Source organism: Halobellus marinus (genome assembly GCF_032113415.1).
In the GTDB taxonomy this organism is placed as follows: domain Archaea; phylum Halobacteriota; class Halobacteria; order Halobacteriales; family Haloferacaceae; genus Haloquadratum; species Haloquadratum marinus.
This window is the reverse complement of sequence record NZ_CP134946.1, coordinates 1,275,210-1,296,808: the sequence shown is the minus strand read 5'-3', so window position 1 is coordinate 1,296,808 and position 21,599 is coordinate 1,275,210. Positions and strand designations below refer to the sequence as shown.

22 protein-coding genes are annotated in these 21,599 nt (G+C 66.2%); 2 read left to right on the top strand and 20 right to left on the bottom strand.

Translation table 11 applies throughout. The features are described from left to right. Positions 1-42 precede the first annotated feature (42 nt). From RJT37_RS06675 to RJT37_RS06610, 14 genes are all read right to left on the bottom strand, one after another. On the bottom strand, positions 43-312 hold the full coding sequence (locus RJT37_RS06675; protein ID WP_313688822.1) for a hypothetical protein: 270 nt from the start codon (positions 310-312) through the stop codon (positions 43-45). Next, positions 312-1,064, bottom strand: coding sequence for an acetoacetate decarboxylase family protein (locus RJT37_RS06670; RefSeq protein ID WP_313688820.1), 753 nt, complete (start codon positions 1,062-1,064; stop codon positions 312-314). Before RJT37_RS06670 ends, RJT37_RS06675 begins: the two co-directional genes overlap by 1 nt. Before the next feature lie 76 nt (positions 1,065-1,140). Next, positions 1,141-1,629, bottom strand: coding sequence for an Lrp/AsnC family transcriptional regulator (locus RJT37_RS06665; RefSeq protein ID WP_313688818.1), 489 nt, complete (start codon positions 1,627-1,629; stop codon positions 1,141-1,143). Between the two features lie 92 nt (positions 1,630-1,721). Beyond that, complete coding sequence (locus RJT37_RS06660; protein ID WP_313688816.1) at positions 1,722-3,926, bottom strand: universal stress protein; 2,205 nt, start codon at positions 3,924-3,926, stop codon at positions 1,722-1,724. A 1-nt stretch (position 3,927) separates the two neighbouring features. Continuing rightward, positions 3,928-4,425, bottom strand: coding sequence for an NAD-binding protein (locus RJT37_RS06655; protein ID WP_313688814.1), 498 nt, complete (start codon positions 4,423-4,425; stop codon positions 3,928-3,930). Positions 4,426-4,739: 314 nt separating this feature from the next. Then, positions 4,740-6,545 carry a Na(+)/H(+) antiporter subunit D gene (locus tag RJT37_RS06650; protein ID WP_313688812.1) on the bottom strand — a complete coding sequence of 602 codons (1,806 nt, stop codon included), beginning with the start codon at positions 6,543-6,545 and terminating at the stop codon, positions 4,740-4,742. Beyond that, positions 6,545-8,698 carry a proton-conducting transporter transmembrane domain-containing protein gene (locus RJT37_RS06645; RefSeq protein ID WP_313688810.1) on the bottom strand — a complete coding sequence of 718 codons (2,154 nt, stop codon included), beginning with the start codon at positions 8,696-8,698 and terminating at the stop codon, positions 6,545-6,547. The genes RJT37_RS06650 and RJT37_RS06645 overlap by 1 nt, the downstream gene beginning before the upstream one ends. After that, a complete protein-coding gene (locus tag RJT37_RS06640) occupies positions 8,695-10,317 on the bottom strand; it encodes a proton-conducting transporter transmembrane domain-containing protein (protein WP_313688808.1) in 1,623 nt (540 codons plus the stop codon). The genes RJT37_RS06645 and RJT37_RS06640 overlap by 4 nt, the downstream gene beginning before the upstream one ends. Continuing rightward, positions 10,310-10,669 carry a cation:proton antiporter subunit C gene (locus RJT37_RS06635; protein ID WP_313688806.1) on the bottom strand — a complete coding sequence of 120 codons (360 nt, stop codon included), beginning with the start codon at positions 10,667-10,669 and terminating at the stop codon, positions 10,310-10,312. Before RJT37_RS06635 ends, RJT37_RS06640 begins: the two co-directional genes overlap by 8 nt. Next, positions 10,666-11,193 (bottom strand): MnhB domain-containing protein, encoded by a 528-nt coding sequence (locus RJT37_RS06630; RefSeq protein ID WP_313688804.1) that lies wholly within the window; start codon positions 11,191-11,193, stop codon positions 10,666-10,668. The genes RJT37_RS06635 and RJT37_RS06630 overlap by 4 nt, the downstream gene beginning before the upstream one ends. After that, entirely contained in the window at positions 11,190-11,732 is a 543-nt protein-coding gene (locus tag RJT37_RS06625; RefSeq protein ID WP_313688803.1) for a DUF4040 domain-containing protein, read from the bottom strand. The genes RJT37_RS06630 and RJT37_RS06625 overlap by 4 nt, the downstream gene beginning before the upstream one ends. Beyond that, a complete protein-coding gene (mnhG, locus tag RJT37_RS06620) occupies positions 11,729-12,061 on the bottom strand; it encodes a monovalent cation/H(+) antiporter subunit G (RefSeq protein ID WP_313688801.1) in 333 nt (110 codons plus the stop codon). The genes RJT37_RS06625 and mnhG overlap by 4 nt, the downstream gene beginning before the upstream one ends. Further along, on the bottom strand, positions 12,062-12,346 hold the full coding sequence (locus RJT37_RS06615; RefSeq protein WP_311171323.1) for a cation:proton antiporter: 285 nt from the start codon (positions 12,344-12,346) through the stop codon (positions 12,062-12,064). It lies immediately after the preceding gene. Then, entirely contained in the window at positions 12,346-13,545 is a 1,200-nt protein-coding gene (locus RJT37_RS06610; RefSeq protein ID WP_313688799.1) for a monovalent cation/H+ antiporter subunit E, read from the bottom strand. The genes RJT37_RS06615 and RJT37_RS06610 overlap by 1 nt, the downstream gene beginning before the upstream one ends. 232 nt (positions 13,546-13,777) lie before the next feature. On the opposite strand from RJT37_RS06610, the gene hpt reads away from it, so the two are divergent. Beyond that, the gene (gene hpt / locus RJT37_RS06605) at positions 13,778-14,344 is read left to right on the top strand and encodes a hypoxanthine/guanine phosphoribosyltransferase (RefSeq protein ID WP_313688797.1); all 567 of its coding nucleotides are present in this window, start codon (positions 13,778-13,780) and stop codon (positions 14,342-14,344) included. A 49-nt stretch (positions 14,345-14,393) separates the two neighbouring features. On the opposite strand, the gene RJT37_RS06600 is transcribed toward hpt, so the two are convergent. Then, the gene (locus RJT37_RS06600) at positions 14,394-14,696 is read right to left on the bottom strand and encodes a transcriptional regulator (RefSeq protein WP_390209011.1); all 303 of its coding nucleotides are present in this window, start codon (positions 14,694-14,696) and stop codon (positions 14,394-14,396) included. A gap of 188 nt (positions 14,697-14,884) precedes the next feature. Here RJT37_RS06600 and RJT37_RS06595 point away from each other — a divergent pair, with 188 nt between their 5' ends. Then, entirely contained in the window at positions 14,885-15,844 is a 960-nt protein-coding gene (locus RJT37_RS06595) for a nucleotidyltransferase family protein (RefSeq protein WP_313688796.1), read from the top strand. Between the two features lie 83 nt (positions 15,845-15,927). Here RJT37_RS06595 and RJT37_RS06590 read toward each other — a convergent pair whose 3' ends face one another. The 5 genes from RJT37_RS06590 to RJT37_RS06570 all read right to left on the bottom strand — a co-directional run bounded on the left by RJT37_RS06590 (position 15,928) and on the right by RJT37_RS06570 (position 20,775). Next, the gene (locus RJT37_RS06590) at positions 15,928-16,320 is read right to left on the bottom strand and encodes a cupin domain-containing protein (protein ID WP_313688795.1); all 393 of its coding nucleotides are present in this window, start codon (positions 16,318-16,320) and stop codon (positions 15,928-15,930) included. A gap of 173 nt (positions 16,321-16,493) precedes the next feature. Then, the gene (locus RJT37_RS06585; RefSeq protein ID WP_313688793.1) at positions 16,494-17,219 is read right to left on the bottom strand and encodes a diphthine--ammonia ligase; all 726 of its coding nucleotides are present in this window, start codon (positions 17,217-17,219) and stop codon (positions 16,494-16,496) included. Between the two features lie 101 nt (positions 17,220-17,320). Beyond that, positions 17,321-17,590 carry a DUF8066 domain-containing protein gene (locus tag RJT37_RS06580; RefSeq protein WP_313688792.1) on the bottom strand — a complete coding sequence of 90 codons (270 nt, stop codon included), beginning with the start codon at positions 17,588-17,590 and terminating at the stop codon, positions 17,321-17,323. Positions 17,591-17,689: 99 nt separating this feature from the next. Further along, positions 17,690-18,385 (bottom strand): HD domain-containing protein, encoded by a 696-nt coding sequence (locus tag RJT37_RS06575; protein ID WP_313688791.1) that lies wholly within the window; start codon positions 18,383-18,385, stop codon positions 17,690-17,692. Positions 18,386-18,522: 137 nt separating this feature from the next. Next, on the bottom strand, positions 18,523-20,775 hold the full coding sequence (locus RJT37_RS06570) for a BGTF surface domain-containing protein (RefSeq protein ID WP_313688789.1): 2,253 nt from the start codon (positions 20,773-20,775) through the stop codon (positions 18,523-18,525). Between the last annotated feature and the right edge of the window lie 824 nt (positions 20,776-21,599).

Genomic DNA, 21,599 nt, shown 5'->3' with positions numbered 1-21,599 from the left:
GCGCTCGGCGGGAAGAGACGAGTGTAATCAGCATGAGACGGATCAGGACCGTGCGGCCCGGTTTGCGTCAGCGATCACCTTGTAGACGAACCCGATGAGGCCGCCCAGAACCGCCACGAATCCGACGAGGAACAGACCCGCCGCGAGCAGTTGTCCGAGGAAGCCGCCGCCGCCCCCGCGGAGGGCCAGACCCGACGCGAACCACCCGGCGAAAAGCAGCGCCACGTAGCCGCCGAGGACGACAGCGTAGAGGATCGCCAGTTCCCGACTGAGGGCGTACGCGAGCGCCTCGCGCGCAGTGACAGCGCTCATTAGCTGGCCCCCACTGGTTTGCCGGCCGGGAACCGCAAGCGCCCCTCACCGTAGAGCCGGGCAAACGCCCTGTCGCCGAGGTCGAGGCTTCGGAGTGTCTCGGCCTTCGGGTGCTCGCCCAGCGTGAGCGAGAATGCGGTCGTGTAGGGCCACAGGCCCATTTCACCGATCATATCGGCTTCGATCCGCAGGAGCGTCTCGTCCTGCACGGCGTACGTGATCAGGGTGTCGTCGCGGGGGATCATCGGCGGCCGCTCGACGGCGAACGTCAGCAGGTGGTCGCCGTCGACAGTCACCCGCGTTCGTCGCCGTCCGTCTCGCTCCTCGATATCGATGTCGGCCACCACCTTCGGATACCCCCACAGTTCGTCGCCGAACGCCCGGGCGGACTCTGTCGTCACCGGCATATACCACACGTACGTCTCGGTCCGCGAAAGCGGCGAGACGTAGGGGATCCCCGCCGGATCGCCCGCGGTTGCACTTATCATCAGCGCGAACTCGTTGTAGTCCTGTAGCGCGCCGCCGCCGACATTTCGGTGCTGGGCACCCATCAGCCAGACCGCCGCGGTCCCGAGGCCCGCGCGGATGGGCGACAGGCCCGGCGGCAACAGCCCGGCGGCGGCATCCCAGTCTGCCGGCAGGATCACGCTGCTGATCGTACTGTCGATCGGGACCGGGAATTCGAGGGTCTGCCCCGTCGAGAGCGTGACCTCGTCGCCGTCTGTCGAGGTGTGTTGTTCGATCTCACGCATAAAACTGTGTTATGTATTATCACAATTCTATTTGCCGGTGGAGGTGGGTCTCCACTGCGATCGCGCCGCAGAAATTCTATTGATCGTTGTCAGCGTCGGCGACGCCCTCGGCGAACGGGCTGTAGGGGTTGGTGTACTCGTTGCGGATGATCTCCTCCTCGACGATCTCGAAGCCGAGCGAACTGAGTTCGCGGCCGATCCGGCTCAGGTCGTCGCTGTCGCGGCCGACAGCGGTGATGTGGACGTTCTCCTCGCCGGTCATAATCTCCCGGACGGAGATCACGCCCTCGACGTCGAGTGCTTCTTCCGCCAGCCGTTCGCGTTCGGGGATGGGTGCGGTACAGAAGATGATCGTGTAGAGCTGATAACCCATCCGCTCGTAGTCGACGTCGACGTGGGTGCCGCGGATGATCCCCGCCGATTCGAGCTTCGAGAGCCGGTTGCGGACCGTGCTGGCCGAGACGCCCTTCGCCTCGGCGATGTCGCTGCTGGAGGTATGTCGCGCGTCACGCTGGAGCGCGTAGACAATGTATCGGTCGAGGTCATCGAGGTCGACTGCGGCCATACACTGTGTGCATATCGTACACTAAATATGTGTTATGTTCTGCCGTATCCGCGCTTCGAGACGGAAGCAACGCCGCTGGCAGGCAGAGCGGCTCAAAAGAGCCGCCGCTCGATCGCACGGACGAGTCGGCCGTGTACTTCGGACTCCTGCTGGTGGACGACCAGCACTGGGCGGTCAGTACCCGTGAGATACGCGGCGATCGCGTCGTTCGTCCGCTCTTTGGCACTGACGACAACTAGGTCCGCGTCGGTGAAGGCCTCGGCGTTTTCCGTGTCCCCGAACGGGACACAGCTCTCGACCGGCACCGAACAGAGCGCGGCGACCTCGGCGTGGTAGTCCTGCAGCGTCCGTTCTTCGATCTCCGAGGCGTCCGGGCGGCCGGCGTACGCCAGCGTGATCGACCCCCCTCCGGCGACCGCCAGCGCGTCGGCGACGGCGATCTTCGCCGGATCGTAGGGGCCCTCGTCGGAGAGCACACCGACGATATCGAGGTCGCCCAGCCCCTCCGGGCCCACGTTCAGGAGGCCGACGTCGCAGGGCGCGTGACGGAGCACCCACTCCACGTCCGAGCCGAACAGGAGCCCGCGAAGCCCCCGGGACGGTGCGGCGTCCTCCATCAGGAGCAGATCCGCGTCTGCGTGGTCGGCGTAGTTGACGACCGCGTGGCGGACGTCGTGACAGACGATCGTCCCGCTGCTGACCGGAACGTCGAACTCGTCGTCGAGTTCGCCCGTCTGCGTCTCGAACTGGACGTCTGCCGGCGATTCCGTCTCGGAGGCGTACGTCAGCGACACCTGATCGGGCACCTGCTCGAACCGGGTAACGACGACCTCACCGTCGTTGGCGCGGGCGACGGCGGCCGCCGCGCGGACGAAGGGCCGCTCCTCCGCCTTCGAGACCTCGTGATCGAGCGCGACGAGAACCCGGTAATCGACCCCGCCGTCGTTGATCACCCTGCGCGTCCGATCGACGGCGTTGCGGCCGACCTGCCGACGGACCGCGTCGACCGCCGCGCCCTCGCGGTCCACGCGGTTCCGGCCGTAGACGAGGAACCAGCCGACGCCGGCGACGGTCAGGACCACGGCACCGACAAGCGGAACAGCCCCCATCTGCGTCAGCAACACCAGACCACTGACGACGCCGAAGACCTGAACCCACGGATACCACGGCCCGGTGAAGGACGGCTCGTAGGTCGTGCTGCCGTTCCGGAACGCCACGACAGCGACGTTGACCAGGACGAAGACGAGGATCTGGAAGGCGCTCGCGAGCTTTGCGATCTCGAGGATCGGGACAAAGGCGATCAGAATCAGGAGGACAACCCCGGTGAGCGTGATGGAGTTCGAGGGCGTCCCGAACCGCTCGCTCACCGACGCCATCGAGTCGGGAACGAGGGCGTCGCGAGCCATCGCGAAGGGGTACCGCGACGAGGAGAGGATACCGGCGTTCGCAGTGCTCACGAGGGCCAAGAGCGCAGCGAGGATGACGGCGCCGACGCCCGCGGAACCGAGCGTCGCCTCGGCGGCGACGGCCATCGGCGTCGCGCTCTTGGCGATGTTCGTCGGGTCGGTCACGCCGATCATCACCGTGACGATGAGGGCATAGAGGATGGTCGTGAAGGCCAGCGAGCCGAGGATTCCGAGCGGGATGTTGCGGTCGGGATTCGACACCTCCTCGGCGACGCTTGCCACCTTCGTCACCCCGGCGTAGGAGACGAAGACCAGCCCCGTCGCCGCCAGCAGTCCGCCGATGCCACCCTCGAAGAAGGGTGTGTAGTTCGGCTGCCGGACGGCGGGGACGCCGCCGATCACGAACCAGACGAGCGCAGCGAGCATCACGATCACGATGATCACCTGCAACCGACCGGTCTGTTTGGCACCGAACACGTTCACGAGGACGAGCAGGACGGCCAGCCCGAGCGCAACCGGCGTCGTGACGCTCGGCGGCACGTCGAACAACAGAAGCAGGTACGGAACGCCACCGACGAGCGCCAGAGCGCCTTTGAACGACAGTGCGAACCACGTGCCGATGCCGGCGACGGTGCCCAAAAGCGGCCCCATCCCGCGTTCGATGTACAGGTATGTGCCGCCGGCCTCGGGCATCGCCGTGGCCATCTCCGCCTTCGAGAGGGCGGCGGGGACGACGAGAACACCCGCGAGAACGTACGCGAAGATGACGGCGGGTCCGGCAATCTTGATCGCGAGTGCCGGGAGAATGAAGATGCCGCTGCCGACCATCGCACCGATGCTGATCGCCAACACCGCGGGCAGACCGAGGTCGCGTTCGAGTGCTTTCGGCACGTCAGCAGTCCCTCCGGTCGGGGGACCGATCCTGAGCCGATCGAGCGTCGCCCTCTCCTCCCGACCGTCCGGGAGCGGCCGTGAGGCCTCCGGAGACCTGCTCGCGGACCCCCTCGGAGAGGATCGCTGCCAGGCACAGGGTCTCGACACCCAGCGCCTCGAACGCCTCGCGATTCCGGGGGTCGTTGATCACGACGACGGTCTCGATGTCCGCCTCCGAGAGCCGGATCCGCTGTGCCAAAAGCAGGTTCGTGCTGTCGCTCCCGCTCGCGAGGAACGCGCGATCGGCACGGGCCGTCGCGGCAACGACGGTCGAGTCCGCATCCGACACGGGCGCCTGCGCGGCCCGAACACCGGCCCCGATCGCCCGTTCGACGGCCGTCTCGTCGCCGTCGAGGAACCCGACCGTCACCCCGTCCGCGCCGTCTTTGAACAGATCCTCCGCCAGGCGGCACCCGACTTGCCCCCCGCCGAGGACCAGTACGTGTGCATCGATCATTGGTGTGTTTCGTAGCGTACCCGGTACAATTGTCTACTAGAAAGAAAAGGACAGAACGTCATAAATACTTCGTTCAGATACGGAACTGTCCTTGATATCCATATTAATTATTAATCCGTTATTCGTTCGTAGTCAAAAAGGCGGCAAAGCGAGTACTCACTCCGCGTGTCGAAAGCGAGAGCACCGCTTCGCTCCGCGAACGTTGGCGGTGGGCACGGCTCGCGGGGAGGTGGCGCCGGAACGTGCCATCTCGGCCTATTGTCGTCTCCTACCGACGGTTGTCAGTGGTGCCGCGATCGGCGAAAACGACCGGCTCAGAGTAACCCGACCAGCGTGGCCGCGAGCACGGCGAGAACGAGCAGTATGCTAGTGGCGATACCCGCACGGAAGCTCCCGTCGCGGACGTCCTCGTCCGTGATCCCGAACAGCCGCCCCACCGTCCCGCGGGCGACGGTATACGGATCGGATGCGACGTCGACCGCGGCCGTCGTCCCGATGACGACGAGTCGGTCGACGGCCGCAAAGAGTTCCGTGACGCCGCGGACGAGGCCACGCGTGCCGTAGAAGGCGGCCGGTTCGATGACGACGTCGACGTCGATGCCCGTCCCGATCTTCGAGAGCGGTTTCTTCAGGGCCGCGAAGCCGACGACCCCGAGGGCCGCGAGGAGGAAGCCCTCGCCGAGGTGGCCGAGCGTGAAGGGATGCGCGTCGGCGGTGCTGCCGGGCAGGAGCGCGAAGAGCGCGTCGGGGTAGAGTCCCAGGACGACACACAGCGCGGCGACGCCGAGCATCGCCACGCGCTGTCCGGTAGCCGACGGCTGGAGCGTCCAGGTCCCCGTCCCCTCCTTCAGGAACGCGTAGTAACCGAACTTGATGAAGGACATAAACGTCCCGACGCCCGCGGCCAGCAGGATGTAGAAGATCCCATCGAGGTGCTCTTTGTGTGCGGCCGCGGTGATCATCCCCTTGCTGACGAAGCCGTTGAACCCGGGGAAGCCGCTGATCGACAGCGCCGCCGCAGTAAAGGCCAGCGCGGTCACCGGCAGCACACGCCCCAGGCCGCCGAGGTACTTCAGGCTCTGCTTGCCAGTCCGCGCGATCACGACGCCCGCGGTCATAAACAGAAGCGCCTTGTAGAGGATGTGGTTGAACACGTGCGCGAACGCGCCCGCAGTCGCGAGCGCCGTGCCGACGCCAACCCCCGCGACCATATAGCCGACCTGCGACTGGATGTGATACGACAGGAGCCGCCGCATATCGTTCTGCAGGAGGGCGTAGACGACGCCGACGAGCGCCATCGCCGCGCCCATATAGGCGATCGCGAGGTTGCCGTCGGGGAACGCCCGGGCGAGTCCGTAGACGCCCGTCTTCGTGGTGTACACCGACAGGAAGACGCTTGCCGCGACGTGAGGGCGCGGGTAGGTGTCGGGCAGCCACGTGTGCAGACCCACGAAGCCGACGTTGACGCCGATCCCGACCGCCGCGAGGACGGCCGGCACGCCGGCGACGATGCCGTCGGCGGCGGTAAAGAGGAACGAGCCGACCTGCGTGTACTGCCAGACCACCGCCGCCATCAACAGGCTCCCGCCGAGACCGTGGTAGATCGCGTACCGGAAGCCCGCCCGGACGGCCTCGCCGCCGTAGTCCCACACCAAGAGCGTGCTGGTGACGGCCATCAGTTCCCAGAAGAACACCATCGTCAGCCAGTCGCCCGCGTAGACGGCGCCGAGGCTCGTTCCGACGTAGCCGAGCGCGAAGGCGGTCTGGCGGTTCTCCGCCGCCGAGGAGTAGGAGTACAGCACTGCGGCCGCCCCGATGAGCCCGAAGATGACGCCCATCAGCCGCGAGAAGGGGTCGACGTTGAGCAGCACCGCCTCGAAGCCGAGGAACGAGGTCTCCAGGTACACCCCGGCGGGGACGACGAGCGACCAGACGGCCACGCCGCCGGTCGCGAGGACGCCCAGGGCGTGGCCCAGGCGGCGCGAGAGCAGCGGCGCGACGAGCGCGACCGCGAGCACGACGACGGCGGGCGGCACGACGGTCGGGACGTCGGCGGTCGGCAGCGACACCGAACTCTCGGCGGCGAGGATGGCCACGGACGGGAGTGCAGCGGCGCTCATCAGAACACCACCCCCGTGACCTCGAAGACCACCCGCTCGATGAGCGCGAGGAAGACCATCCCGCGCGGCGCGAGGCCGAGCGCGACGGCACCGGCCGCGGCGGCCGTGATCGGCCCGAGCATAAACCACGTGCTCTCGGCGCCGAGACCGCGGCGCTCCCACCCGGACGGCGGCGGGCCGCCGTGGTGATCGTGGTCGTCGTGCTCGTCGGCCTCGACGGCCGTTTCTACGGTCGAGTGCTCGTCGGCGTCCGGTTCCGACGTTGGCTCCTCCGTGTCGTCGAGGTGATCGCTCGGATGTCGATCCACCGCGTAGTCGCCCTCGATCCGGGCTTCGATCTCGACTTGACTCTCCTCCTCGGACGGTTCGATGTCGGGTTCGACCCGATCGACGCCGTCGACCGGCACGTCCGGATTCCCGACCGAATCCACGGCGGCCACGGGATCGGACCAGCCGTCGGACTCGCGCTCGTCCACTGTGGCGTCGTCGTCGTCCACTGTGGCGTCGTCGTCGTCCACTGTGGCGTCGTCGTCGCCCACTGTGGCAGCGTCGTCCGCAGCCAAGTCGGCAGACACGTCGCGGATCTCGACGTCCTCGATGTCGTCGGACGCGTCGCCGGGTTCGTCGCTCTCCGTCTCGTCCGACACGTCGCCGGTCTCGTCGCTCCCCGTTTCGTCGGACGCGTCGCCGGTCTCGTCGCCCCCCGTTTCGTCGGACGCGTCGCCGGTCTCCTCGTCTCTCCCGTCGGTCCGTTCACCGCCGTCGGCGCGGAGCGGCCGGCCACCGATCGGGAACTCGACGAGGGGCTTTTGATCCGCGTCCTCGGCGGTCTGGAAGAACGCCTGGTAGACGATCGGCCAGAAGTAGGCGATGTTCAAGAGTCCCGAGGTCAGCAGGACCAAAGCGAAGACCGCGTTGCCGGCGTCGATGCTGCCGATCAGGAGATACCACTTGCTCACGAAACCGGCCAGCAGCGGCAGCCCGGCCATCCCGAGGCTGGCGACGCCGAAGGCGGCCATCGTCAGCGGCATCCGCCGGCCGATCCCGGCCATATCGCTGATATCGTCGGTGTGGGTCTCCACGTGGATCGCGCCCGCACAGAAGAACAGGGTGAGCTTCATAAACGCGTGCGCCGGGATGTGGAGCAGCCCGCCGATCAGCGCCGCCGGCGAGAGCAGTCCGAGTCCCAGCACAATGTAGGAGAGCTGACTGATCGTCGAGTACGCGAGCCGGCGCTTCAGGTTGTCCTGCCTGAGCGCGATGATACTGGAGACGAGGATGGTGACCGCGGCCACCGCCGCAAGGGGGAGCCCGACGCCGAGTTGCGAGACCGTCTCCGGCCCGAAGACGTCGAGCACGACCCGCGCGATCCCGAAGACGCCGCTCTTGACGACCGCGACCGCGTGCAGGAGCCCCGAGACGGGCGTCGGGGCGACCATCGCGTCCGGGAGCCACGAGTGGACCGGAATGAGCGCCGCCTTCACGCCGAAACCGCCGGCGAGGAGCGCGAACGCCGCACGCGCCAGAATCGGATCCGCGGTCGCCAGGTCGGCGATGCCGCCCGGCGTGAACGCGACCGTCCCGGTCGTCCAGAAGACCAGCACCGTCCCGGCGAGCACCGCGACGCCGCCGCCGAAGGTGTAGGTGAGGTACTTCCGGCCCGCCCGGCGCGCGGTGTCGCTCTCGTCGTGGGCGACCAGCGGATAGGTCGCCACCGTCAGAAGTTCGTAGAAGACGTACAGCGCCACGAGGTTCGATGCGAGCGCGACGCCGATCGCCGCGCCGACGCTGCCCGCGAACGCGGCGAAGTACCGCGTCTGGGAGTGCTCGTCGAGACCGCGCATATAGCCGATGCTGTAGAAGCTCGTGACGAGCCAGAGGACGCTCGCGAGCAGCGCGAAGATCATTCCCAGCGGGTCGCCGCGGAGCGCCAGTTCGATGCCGGGGACGAACGTCCCCAGCCGCGAGACGAGAACGTCGCCCGCGAGCGCCGCGGGCAGGAGGCTCGCGACGGTCCCCAGCGTTGCGAGCGCCGTGAGGATCGTAACGCCCTCGCGGACGTTCGGTCTCCGGTGCGATGCGACGATAGCGAGAACCCCGACGGCGGGGATGAGTACCGCCAGAAGCGGCCTGAGAGAGTCGATTTCGGTCATTGGAAGTACACCTCCAGCACGGGGTCGACGAAGGCGATCAGATCGGACGCGAACAGCCCGAGCAGCACCGCGCCGACCGCGGCAGCGACGACCACGAGTCGGGCCTCGAACGAGACGCTCGGGATCTCGGACGGCAGGTCAGCGTCGTCGTCCGGATCGGCGCCGGTGTCGGCACCCGAGTCAGCTTCGTCACCGGCGTCCGGGTCGTCTCCGGTGGCGGCTTCGTCGTCGTTCGGTTCCGACTGCGATCCACCGTCGGCGGCCACTGCGTTCTCGGCCGCTTCCTCAGCCACGTCGTCGAGCGCGGGCGCCTCGCGGAAGTACATCCGCTCTATCACCCGCGCGAAGTACGCGAGCGTCAGGAGCGTGCTCACGACCGCAACAGCGGCGACGATCGGCCGGCCCCCCTCGACCGCCCCGAGGACGATGTGCCACTTGCCGGCGAACCCGACAGCCGGGGGGACGCCGACGAGTGCGAACGCGAGCACCGCGACCGCAGCGCTCACAACCGGCGCCCGGTCGGCGATACCCGCGAGATCGTCGACCGTGCGGCCGCCCGCGACGCCCGCGAGCGCGCCGACGCCGACGAAGAGGCCCGCCTTCATCACCGCGTGGCCGACCAGGTGAACGAGTCCCCCGGTCGCGGCCGTCGTGTTGATGACCGCGAAGCCCGCGATCACCAGGCCGAACTGCGCGACCGAGGAGTACGCGAGCATCCGCTTGAGGTCGGACTGCAGCACGGCGAGTACCGAGCCGACTACCACGCTGACCGACGCGAGGATCACGAGCGTATCGAGCGCGAAGGGAACCGCTGCGTCGAATGCGGGCGTGAACACCACGTAGATGATGCGGAACAGCGCGTACGCCGCGGCGGTCGAGACGAGCGCCGAAATGTACGCCGTCACGCTGTCGGGCGATTCGGCGTACGCGTCGGGCTGCCAGGTGTGCAGCGGGAAGAGCGCCGTCTTCACTGCGAGGCCGACGACGATCAGCCCGAAGCCGGTCAACACGAGCGGCGAGTCGTAGCCGACAGTCGGCAGCAGTTCCGCGAGGTTGGCCATATTCAAAGAGCCCGTCGAGATGTAGAGATAGCCGACGCCGAGCAGATACAGCGAGGCGCCGATCGTGCCCACGAGGAGGTACTTCAGGCTCGCCATCGCCGCGGCGGGCGAGCGGCCGGTCGCGACCAGGGCGTACGTCGCAAGGCCGGTGATCTCGATGAACACGTACAGATTGAACAGGTCCCCGGTCACGAACACGCCCGAGATCCCCGCGGTGAGCAAAAGCAGGCCGCTGTAGAAGCCGCTGGAGTGGGGGCCCGCGGTCCGGGCGTAGAGGACGATACCGAGGGTCACCGCCGACACGAGGAGGACGAGCGTCGCCGAGACGCCGTCGGCGACGAGTTCGATGCCGAACGGCGGCGTGAAGTCGCCGACCGCATAGGAGGATCGGCCGGTCGCAAACACCGACCTCGCGACCGAAAGCGACAGCCCGAGATGGGCGAGCGCGGCGACCGCAGCCGCGACCCAGCCGGAACGGTCCCAGAGTCGCCCGATCGCGATCGGCACGAGCGCCAACACGATCGGCACGACGACGAGCAACGCGAGTGCGTCAGTCATTCAGCTGCACCTCCCGAATCGCCTCTTCATCGAGGGTTCCGTAGGCGTCGTAGATCCGAACGATGAGCGCAAGCGCCACCGCAGTCAGGCTGACGCCGACGACGATGGCAGTCAGGATGAGCACGTGTGGCAGCGGGCTCGCGTACGGCCCCGACCCGTGGCCGACTATGGGCGGCGCGGCGCCGTCGACGAAGCCGCTCGTGACGAAAAACAGGAAGATACCGACCTGGAAGATGTTCAGGCCGATGACCTTCTTCACGAGGTTCGAGCTAGCGGTGACGGCGTAGAGCCCGATTCCCACGAGCGCGACGAACACGAGGTAGTTGTAGTGCGTCGAAAGCAGGTCGATCACGCGGCCTCACCTCCCGTCGTGTCGGCATCGGCGTCGCCGTCGTCACTTCTCGACTCGGATTCGGATCGGGGGCCGGAGACGCCCTCGAAGTCGCCGCTGGCGAGACTGAAGAACAGCGCCACGATGACGCCGGAGACCACCGCTCCGATCGCGAGTTCCACGAGTTCGATTCCGTACTTGACGCCTTTGGTCCCGAACCCGTACGCGGCGTATTCCAGGAACGCGCCGTCCGCAACAACCGCGCCGATGCCGACGAATGCGAAAGTGGCGCCGCCGACCGCGATGGCCGTGCGGACGCCCGGCCCTTCGAGCCACATCCGCGTCGACTCGATGCCGAACGCAAACGCCAGAAGGAGGATCGCCGCGGCGACGAGGACGCCGCCCTGGAAGCCGCCGCCGGCCGACTCCGCGCCGTGGAACATCACGAACAGCCCGAACGTGAAGACGAACGGGACGACAATGCGGACCGTCGTCATGATGATCGTGCTCTCTACGTACGTTCCGTTCGGTTCTGATGCACTCATACGTAGGCCTCCTGTCGCAGAACGAGCAGCACCGCGACGCCGGCAGCGATGACGACCGTCGCCTCCCCGAGCGTGTCGAACCCGCGGTAGGCAGCCAACACGGCAGTTACGGCGTTCTCGACGCCGGTTTCGGTGTAAGCGTTATCCAGGTAGTACGCCGTGATCGGCGACGTCGCCACGGGCGAGTCGGCCGAACCGACCGCCGGAAGCGACCGGACGGTCGCGAGCAGCGATCCCATCAGGACGGCGACGATCGCGACCGAGCGCCACTCGATCCGTTCGAGCAACCGTTCGCCGGGCGGGCGGACGGTCTGGGCGATCGTCACGAGGAAGAAAACCGTCGTAATGCCTGCACCCACCGCGGCCTCGGTCAGCGCGACGTCCGGCGCGGCGAGCAGGATCCACGCGACGGCGATCCCGAAGCTGAACGCGGCGAAGGCGATGATCGAATTCAGGACGTCGCGGAGGAGCGTCGCAGCCACGGCCGCGAGGACCGAGAAGGTGAGCGTGGCGTACAGTGCAATCGATTCCGGCGTCACTCTTCTCCCTCCGTTGTCGGTGTGGCGTCGTCGGCCGTCCAGGGGGTGATCTCCTGGTCGTACGCGGCCCGCGTGATCGCGTGTGCGGCCGTCGGATTCGTCACGAAGAGCAGGAGCGCGAGCAGGACCGTCTTCAGGACCGCGAGATCCGCGCCGAAGACGAGCGCGACACCGCCCAGCGTCAGGAGGATCCCGAGCGTGTCACTCTTCGACGTCGCGTGCGCCCGGGTGTAGAGATCCGGGAGGCGGATGATCCCGACGACGGCGACGAACGCGAAGAACGTCCCCGAGGCGACCAGAAAGAGGACCAGCAGTTCCGTGATCGTCATTCAGATCACCCCACCGCGCTCGACGGTGAACTTCGAGATAGCGATGCTCATCAGGAAGTTCAGCAGGCCGTAGACGATCGCCACGTCGAGAAAGCCCGGCTGATCGAGCGCCGCCGCAAGCAGCGCGAGAACGACGACAGCGTTGGTGCCGATGCCGTTGACCGCTATAACACGGTCCTGCATCGTCGGCCCGGCGACGATCCGGTAGACCAACACGATCGCGAACAGCACGAACGCGCCTGCCGCGCCGAGGAGAATCAGATCGAGCAGCCCCGAGACCGCCATCAGGCGTCACCTCCCTCGGAGGGCGGTTCGGACTCTCTCGTCGACTCGGACGCTGTGACCGGTCCGGCCTCTGTCGTCGAATCGACCTCCGGATCCGACTCGGCGACGACGGATTCCGCAGAATCTGCCGTCTCATCGGCCCCCGCTCCTGCGACGACCGAGATGCTCTCTCGCTCCGTCGGCGTCGGGATCCGCGCGCCGCCGCGGCCGTAGAAGACGAACCGGACTGCGCGTTCGAGGCTCCCGCCCGCGAGGCCATCGCGGGCGTCCCCCGTCAGGGTGTGGATTTCGAGCCCCTCGGGACCGACGTCGACCGTCAGCGTCCCGGGCGTGAGCGTGATACTGTTCGCGAGTGTCGTCACCGGAAGCCCGCCCCAGACGGCGGCGCGAAACCGCTGCATCTCGGGGTCGATCGGGAGGTCGGGGTGGAGGATGATGTAGGCGATCGAGAGGTTCGCCTTGATGATCTCCCAGACCAGATACGGCACGAACAGTCCCATCCGCAAGGTCCGAAGCGTGCTCCTCCGGAGCGACGGCGAGGTGACGAGCGTGACGTTCGAAAAGAGAGCGGCGGCCAGAATCGCCGTCAGCGCGCCGGTCGCGAGGTTGAACGGGGAGACCGACCCGGCGACGGTCAGATAGAACGCGTAGCTCAAGCCGAATGTCAGCACTCCCTTCGAGATCGTCGTCCGCGACACGAGGCGGGTTCGGGCCGTCTGCCGCTCGACCGGGGCTTCCTCGACCGAAAGACCCGTCCGCGAGAGTTCGACCTCGAAGGGGCGCAGCATCGGCGCGCTCCCTCCCGGGCGGAACTCGGGATCGACGATCACTCGGTCGAGATCATAGTCGGCTGCGTACGCGGCGACCATATCCGCATAGTCTCCCGGGCTGAACAGATACCGGTCGATTCCGACGACCGCTGTCTCGATATCGACCGACGGGGGCGCGTCCGTCTCGTCGTCGAGATCCTCTCGCGCCCAGACGGTCACTCGTTCGAGGAGATTCTCTGTGGCCTCAGCATCGTCGGCCGACCCGCCGTCGACGCTCCGCCAGCGAGCGGGATACACGAAGTGGACAGTTGCGGATTCTGCCCCCTCCTCCGCTGCCGCCTTCGCCTCCCGGACGGCGTAGGCGACGGTGTTTCGGAGCGTAGAGGACTCGCCGACCGGGACGAGAATGCGAGCGCTGTCGGCGCCCATCAGCTACCACCCGCTAGGAAAGCCGCCGACTGCCGCCCGTCGGTCGCTCGATGCATACGTTACGATACCGTTACTAAGGGTACCAAATACGTCTTCCGCTCCGCCGTCGGGGCAGTCCGGTATCGACAGCGGGTTTTTAAACGGTCGTTCGAAACTGTCCGGGCACCGTCCGTCGTGGGTCTTCCGGCGCCCGAACCGCCAGATTTTATTTTCGACCCGGAGAACCGTCGACATGGACCAACTGCGGCGGTCGCTGCTGGATGCGCCGATCATCGAGAAGGGAGACTATGAGTACTTCGTCCACCCCATCAGCGACGGCGTTCCGATGCTCCGTCCGGAACTCCTCCGGGAGATCGTCATCAAGATCATCCGGAAGGCCGAGATCGACGACGTCGACAAGATCGTCACGCCCGCGGCGATGGGAATCCACATCTCGACGGCGGTCTCGCTGATGACGGATATCCCGCTCGTCGTCATCCGGAAGCGGCAGTACGGCCTCGACGGCGAGGAACCGCTGAGCCAACAGACCGGCTACTCCGAGAGCGAGATGTACATCAACGACGTCGACCCGGGCGACCGCGTGCTCGTCCTCGACGATGTCCTCTCAACCGGCGGGACGATGCGGGCGGTGCTCGACGCCCTCGACAACATCGGCGCCGAGATCGTCGACACCGTCGCCGTGATCAAGAAGGCCGGACCGAACGAACTCGACGACAGCGGCCACCACGTGAAGACGCTGATCAACGTCCGCGTCGAGGACGGGGAGGTCGTCATCGTCGACGAGCACGGCGACGATTAGGCGGGCGAGCCGCTCCGAGCAGCGTGTAGAAGCAGACGGCAACGACCGTTCACTCGATGAGAAACTCCGGTTCCGCGATCCGCTCGGAGCGACACTCCGGGCACCGCGAGGGGTTGTTCAGCGGATCGTCGAAGCGATCGAATCCACACTCCCGGCACTCCGGTGGCGCGACGAGGAACTGCTCGTCGTCGGTCGCGCTCTCGACGCTCCGGGCGACGTGATCGAGGTGCCGGTACACGGCCGATTTCGGGACGCCGACTGTCGCCGAGAGCGCCGTCGCCCCGTGTGGTTCCGTCCGCAACGCGGCCGCGATCCGCTCTCGGGTCGTTGCGTCGTCGTCCGACATAGGCATACAGGAGGGTACGATCCCGGAGGAGTATATACTGTGGGACACCACAGGAGGGGACGATTCGTCATCCGGAGTGACGGCCCCCGTGCCAGACTCGTGTCCGGCAGGATACGTTGTCCGGTAGCGGACACCCGCCCTGAACTCGCCGCTTGTGGGAAACACACTTGACACTCCGCTCGGAGGATAGGGATATGAAGGCAGTCGTCCTCGCAGGCGGGTACGCGACGCGGATGTGGCCGATCACCAAACACCGGCCGAAGATGTTTCTCCCGGTCGGTGACGGAACTGTTATCGACGTCATCTTCGAGGATCTCGAAGCCGACGACCGAATCGACGAGGTGTTCGTGAGCACGAACGAGCGCTTCGCCGACACCTTCGCGGAGTTTATCGCCGACTCGCCGTACGATAAACCGACACTCTCCGTCGAAGAGACCGTCGCGGAAGACGAGAAGTTCGGTGTCGTGGGCGCGCTCGCACAACTCATCGACCGGGAGGGCGTCGAAGACGACCTCGTGGTCATCGCCGGCGACAACCTGCTGTCGTTCGACGTCTCGGAGTTCGTCGACTTCTTCGAGCGAAAAGCGACAACGTGTCTGGCTGCGTACGACGTCGGCTCGAAGGAGCGCGCGAAGTCCTACGGCCTCGTCCAGTTGGACGGCGACCGCGTTACCGACTTCCAGGAGAAGCCCGACGACCCCCAGAGCACGCTGGTCTCGATCGCCTGCTACGCCTTCCCAGCGGAGCAGCTCCCGGACTTCGAGACGTACCTCACAGACGGCAACAACCCCGACGAGCCGGGGTGGTTTATGCAGTGGCTGCAGAACAGAGGCGACGTCCAGGCCTTTACCTTCGACGGCGCGTGGTTCGATATCGGGACGCCGGAGAGCTACCTCGACGCCGTCTCGTGGTACCTCGACGGTGGATGCTACGTCCACGACGACGCGAGCATCGAGGACGTGGAACTCGGCGAGACCGTCCACGTGATGGCCGGAGCATCCGTCTCCGAGTCCCGGCTCGAACGGACTGTCGTCTTCTCCGACGCCGTCATCCGGGACTCCGACCTCCGCAACACCATCGTCGACGAGGATGCCCGCATCGAGAATCTCGATCTGTCCGGCGCCCTGGTCGGCGCACACTCGCAGTTGGAGTAGTCGGTCGCCCACTCGCAGTTGGAGTAGTCGGTCGCCCACCCGCAGTTGGGTGCGGATCAACCTTCGGCCTCCGAGCGCCACCGTTACGGATCGGATTCGGGTACCGTGTACTCGCCGAAGTCGTCGACTGTGCCGACCGGTGGAGCCCCGAACAGAATCCACGTCTGATCCGCGTCGTCGGTCTCGTTACGAATGCTTCTCGACGGCTCCGGGCCGATGCGGACGACACCGCCGCGCGCGACTTCGTGGATCGATCCATCGAGCTGTACGAAGCCGCCGTCGAGCGCGACGTACACCTCCTCCTGCCGTTCGTGAGCGTGCGGTGTCGTCGATTCACCCGGGCCGAGGCTCACCGTGTTCACACGCATCTCGGTGCACCCGAGCGCTTCGGTGAGCTTCCGGTGGTGGAGTCCGGACTCCGGGAACCGCTGCTGTTCGATTTCCTGTGGATCGACGACGCTGAAATCCCCTGTCATACACCCCACTTTACGGAGGATTATCATAATCGGCGTGGGTTTCATAATGACTGTTTACCGGTGCTCGCCACCCCCAGGTACCGGCGAGCACCGGGAAGAGACGCCAACAGCCAGTATCACCCGCTCTCGGTCTGTGTGACGCGCGACCGCTCGGAGGCCAATCCGACTGGCGGCTACTCGCCGAGCCAGGCGTCCGTCACGCGGATGTGGCCGCGCGTTCCCTCCCAGACGGTCTCGTACTCCAGTTCGATCGGCCGCCGCATATGCGGGCCGTCGGTGACGAGCGTCTCGAACTCTCCACCCTCACCGAGGATGTGAACACCGTAGGACTCGTTGAGATCGACCAGCTCCGCGAGCGCGTCGGCGTCGAGCGTCCGGCCGAGCCAGGATTCGTCGAGGCCGCGGGCGGCGACCTGGACGACTCGGATCTCGAAGCCCGCAGCGAGCATCGCCTCGGCCAGTTCCCGCGGGTCCCGACCCCACAGCGGGGCGAAGAGGTCGATCCCGAGCCGCTCGCACATCCCGCGGATCCGCGACGTCTGAAACTCGCTTTCGACGGCGCCGGCAGTGACGCCCGCGAGGTCGCCATCGAGGTCCGACTGGAGATCCGCGAGCGCGGCTTCGAGCGGCTTCAGTTCCCGGTCGCCCTGTGCGCCGGCGTCGGCGACGTCCGCGGCGCCGAGGTCGTCCGGTTCGACCTCGACGAGTTCGATCCCGATGCTCTCGGCAGCGAGGCCGGCCAGCCGCGTCTCGGGAACGTGGTACATATACGAGTCGTCGCCGGGGTGGACCGTCAGGAGATGCGAGACGTCGAGTCCCTCCTCCAGAGCGCGGTAGAGCGCCCACGAGGAGTCCTTTCCGCCCGAAAAGAGGCTGACCCAGCTGCCGGAGTCGGTCATTGTCGAGTGCAGGTCGCGGGCGTACAAACGACCGTCGGTTCGGCGGCCGCGGCAGAGCGCGGGTCGGGTTCGGCGGCCGCGGCAGAGCGGACGTCGACCGATCACTCGCCGTCGTCGCCGGAATCCGGGACCGGTTCGACCCCGGCTTCCGCTTCCCGCGCTGCCGCGATCCGTTCGACGGCGGTGACAAGGCGAAAGACCGCGATGACGAGGAGCCAGGCGATGTAGATCCCGGCGACGACCCCGACGAAGACGACCCACACCAGGATCTGGGCCGCGATCACGACGCTGTAGACGAGCGTCACGAGGAGGACGACGGCCAGGGCGATCTGTACGCGTTTCGATGGCTGTGGAGGGGATTCGGCGGACACGCTCGCGACCTCTCGGCCTTGGAAAATAAATCCTACCGGACGCTTCGGTTTGCGTCCCGCTACCGATCGGCGGAGACCAGGAGTCGCGTCTCCGTGACGCTAGCGCAGATCGTCGGACTCGGCGTGGTCCATCTCCGAGACTTCGGCTTCGAGCCACTCGCGGAACCACTTCACCCGCTTGAGTCGCTTGTGGGCGATCGTCTCAGCGGCGTCGGAGTCGATCCGCTCCGTGGCGTCGCGGCCGCGCTGGAAGACGCGGTCGACCATCTCCGCGGCGTCCATATGCGTCCGCGATTCGTATCCCATCCGGAGCAGCATCAGCGCCGTGCCGTTGGCGCCGACCTTATCGAGGATATCGGCCTCGATGAGGCTCTGGGTCTCGAGCGAGACGTCCGAGAGCGGCCCCTGATAGGAGTGATCGGCGACGACCTGACACACCTGTTCGACGAACGACTGCGGGAACCCGCCACGGCTGGTGAGGTACTCGCGGGCGACACGGGCGCCCTCGTCGGCGTGGACTTCCTGGTCGGCCTCGAGTTTCGAGATGTCGTGAAACAGCGCCGCGACGCGGACCACGTCGACGTCCGCGCCCTCGCGCTCGGCAATTTCGGTCGCGAGGTCGACGACGTTCAGGATGTGGTTGTATCGGTATTCGGCGTTGTGCCAGGGATACCACCGCATCCGGCCGCCGTCCTCCTCGCTTTCGACGCTCGCCGCGAGGTAATCGCGGACGAACTGCTTCATCTCCTCGAACTCCTCGTCGGAGACCGCCGATTCCTTGATCTCAACGCCCACGGAACCACCTCCGTTCTCCCTCGCGGGGAGGTCCCACGAGATCCGAATTCGCGTTTAGGTTCATTATCGAATAGAACGGCGCTTCGGTTCTTAGGCGTTACGACGAGCGTACGGTCAGCTTCGAACGGAAAGCGCGCTCAGCCGGACCGCGATACGAACAGCCCGACAGCGAGGATTGCCCCGACTGCGACGAACACGTCGAACTCGAAGAGCCGGTCACGGAGGCTCTCCCCGGCGGACTCGTCGACAAAAGTCCCGATCACGCCGCCGACGAACTGCCGCGTCGAGTCGATCACGGTATCGTCGGAGTCGCGAGTCGACGTGACGGTCGGCTCGGGCGTCGATGCCGACTCCTCGGCCGCCGCAGGGTCGCCTGCCGCCGGTGCTGGACCGCCGCCACCGGAGGAGGTTGCAGTCGCAGTCCGCGTTGCCGCCGAGGTCGTTTCGACCGGGCGAACCTCGCCACGGAGGTCGAGTTGCGCGCCCGAAGCGATCACACGGACGTCGGACGTCACCGTGAAGGCGTCTCCGACTCGCTGGTCCTCGAAACTGACCGGTGCCGACCACGTTCCGTTCGGATTGACGGTCGCGTGGGTCGTTTTCAGAAACGCCGGCTCCGTCCCGTTCGTGGATCGGACCCGGAGGCGCACTTCCGATCCGGGCGCGACCGTGGTCGACCCGCTGATCGACTGGTTCGCCGCGGCGACGACAGTAACGGGCTCCGACGCCGGCGTGATCGTCCCCTCGAGGAGCGCGTATTCGGCGGTGAGGTGCCGCGTGTCGTCCGCGAGGACGGAGTACGTGCCGTTCTCGCGGGCGGCAAACGACGCTGTGAGGTCGTCTCCGGCCGCAACTGGGAACGCCGGGTCTGCGCTGCTGTAGACGAGGAAATACGTGTCGTTGCCGGGATCAGCGACGACTCGGGCGGTGCTTGCGTTCAGCCCGAGCGGCTCCGCGTCGACATTGGGAACGTCGCTCCGTGTCACGTTCAGGTCGTAGAGTGCGTCGGTGTCGCTCTCAGTCGACGCCGCGAGCGCGAAGAACGTTTCCGTCGCGTTCCCGGAGTAGCGCGCGAACTCGCCGGCCAGCCCCGGCGCGACGAGTTGGTGCACGACGAGGTCGCCGTCAGCGACCGCTGTCGTTCGCGTGAGGTGACCCGCCTCGATCGCCGCGGAAACGTCTGCGGCGTCGTCGTACGTCGCGCCCGCTGGGGCGGTCCGCGTGACGAGGCGCTCGGGTTCGGGCGTCGCCAGAACGAGGGTGCCGACGTCCTCGGCTGGCGCGCTCGCGTTCGTTCCGGGACGGATCGAAAGCTCGTACTCGCCGGGATCCAGCGGTTCAGACGGCGCGTTTCGATCGTCGACGTCGGCCGCGATGACCTCGTCGGCGCCGTCAGACTCGGCTCCACCGCCGACCGCGAAGACGTCGCCGCCGTCCGCGGGGAGCGTGCTCGCGTTCACGACGGCGGCAGTATTGAATCGCACCCGCACCGTCCCGTCCCCGTCGCGATCGGCGACGGTGGCGTTGGCGCGGACACCGACCGCGGACCCACCGACGGTCAGCGTCGCGGTGTCGGTGTACGCCAGGTCGACCCTGACCACGGCGACGTCGCCCGCGTGCTCCTCGACGACAGCAGAGCGGAGTCCCACCGTACGCTCCGAGGCGTCGACAACGCGAATCCGACCTCCGCTCGCAGTCCTCCCGGTCTCGACGTCGGTCACGTTGACCGTGTAGTTCCCCCGGCCGGCATCAGTGAGCGAGCCGCCGTCGAAGGAGTACTGTTCTTTCCCGTTACCGCCGAGCGTTCGATTCACGCGATCGACGACCGCGTCCTCGTCGGCATCGCGGAGGCGGATTTCGACGTCCCGCCCAGCCGCGTTCGCGGAGACGGTGCCTTCGATCGCGTCGGCGGTCGTGACGTTCCGGTCCGCGACGGTGGCGTTCAGCCCCAGCGATCGGACGGAGAGACCCGTCCGCTGATCGACGCTCCCGTCGTCGAGGAGCGTTTCGACGGTGTACTCGCCGCTCCAGTTCCGCGCCCCGGTATCGAAGACGAACGCCTGGCTGCCGGGGCCCGTGCTGCTCGCGAGTCGCAACGCCCCCGTTTCGTTTTCGACCTCGAAGGCCTGATCGTGGTCGGCAGATTCGTCGGTCGCGACGAACGCGACGGTCGCGTTCTCGAAGGTGCTGGCGTCGTCGCCCTCGGCCAGCGTCGCGGCTGTGACCGCCACGTCGACCTCGCCGGGCCTGATCGTCTCGGTGTCGGCGGAGTCGTTCACTGCGTCGATGGTGACAGTCGCGGTAGCGCGGGAGTTCAGCGCCGTGTCCGAACTCAACACGACCTGTCCGTCGGCCGAGCCGTCAGCATCGAGCGTGTAGCGGTCGGTCACGTCCGAGCCGTCGACGGTGACGGTGATGTTGTCGGCGAGCGTCAGTCCACCCGCCTTCCCGCCCGCCTTCGAGACGTCCTCGCTGAACGGGATCTCGATGACGCTTTCGGTGTGCGTTAGCGTCGTTCCAGCGAGGCTACCGATCGAGAATTCGGTTACTGAACCGTGGGTGAGGGGTCCGGTATCATCGTTAGAAGTCTCCTCTTTCTTTTCAATGGTTGCATTTGAAATCCGTTTTTCTCCAGCACTTTCATCCGAATATGTGGAATTTATTTCATCTCCTTTTTTGACGTAAAGTACTCCATTTTTATTTGATTCGTCTACAGAGATCGTCCCTGAGAATTTATCTCCCTTAGTATGCTTGATTTCAATCGTCTCTCCAAGATTATAGCCGATTGTGTCATCTGAATCCGATTGAGAAGTTAATTGGATCTCAAGTGTTCCATTTTCGTTCCGAGAAACACTGCTTATTCTACCTGAAGAGTCTCCGTTATTATCATAAACTACATCGTCTGGAGTTATTTTATTATCCCCATTAACATCAGAAACAGGATAGTTTGTTGTGACCAACTTAGTTCCATCAGGAACGTCCTCATTAAGAATAGTCTCTTTCGATTCACTCTCCGACTGAATATTGATAACATACTCCTCGCTCGTGGACAGGTCTCCATCCTCGACGGTGACAGTCACGGTATCGCCGGGAGAGTACGTCGACGAATCGAAGGAAATCTCTCCCTGGTCGGCGGCGACGACGGAGGCGAACGCGCCGATGCCGGCCACCGGACTGAGAAGAAGCAGCACCACGAGGGAAACGATCCAAACGG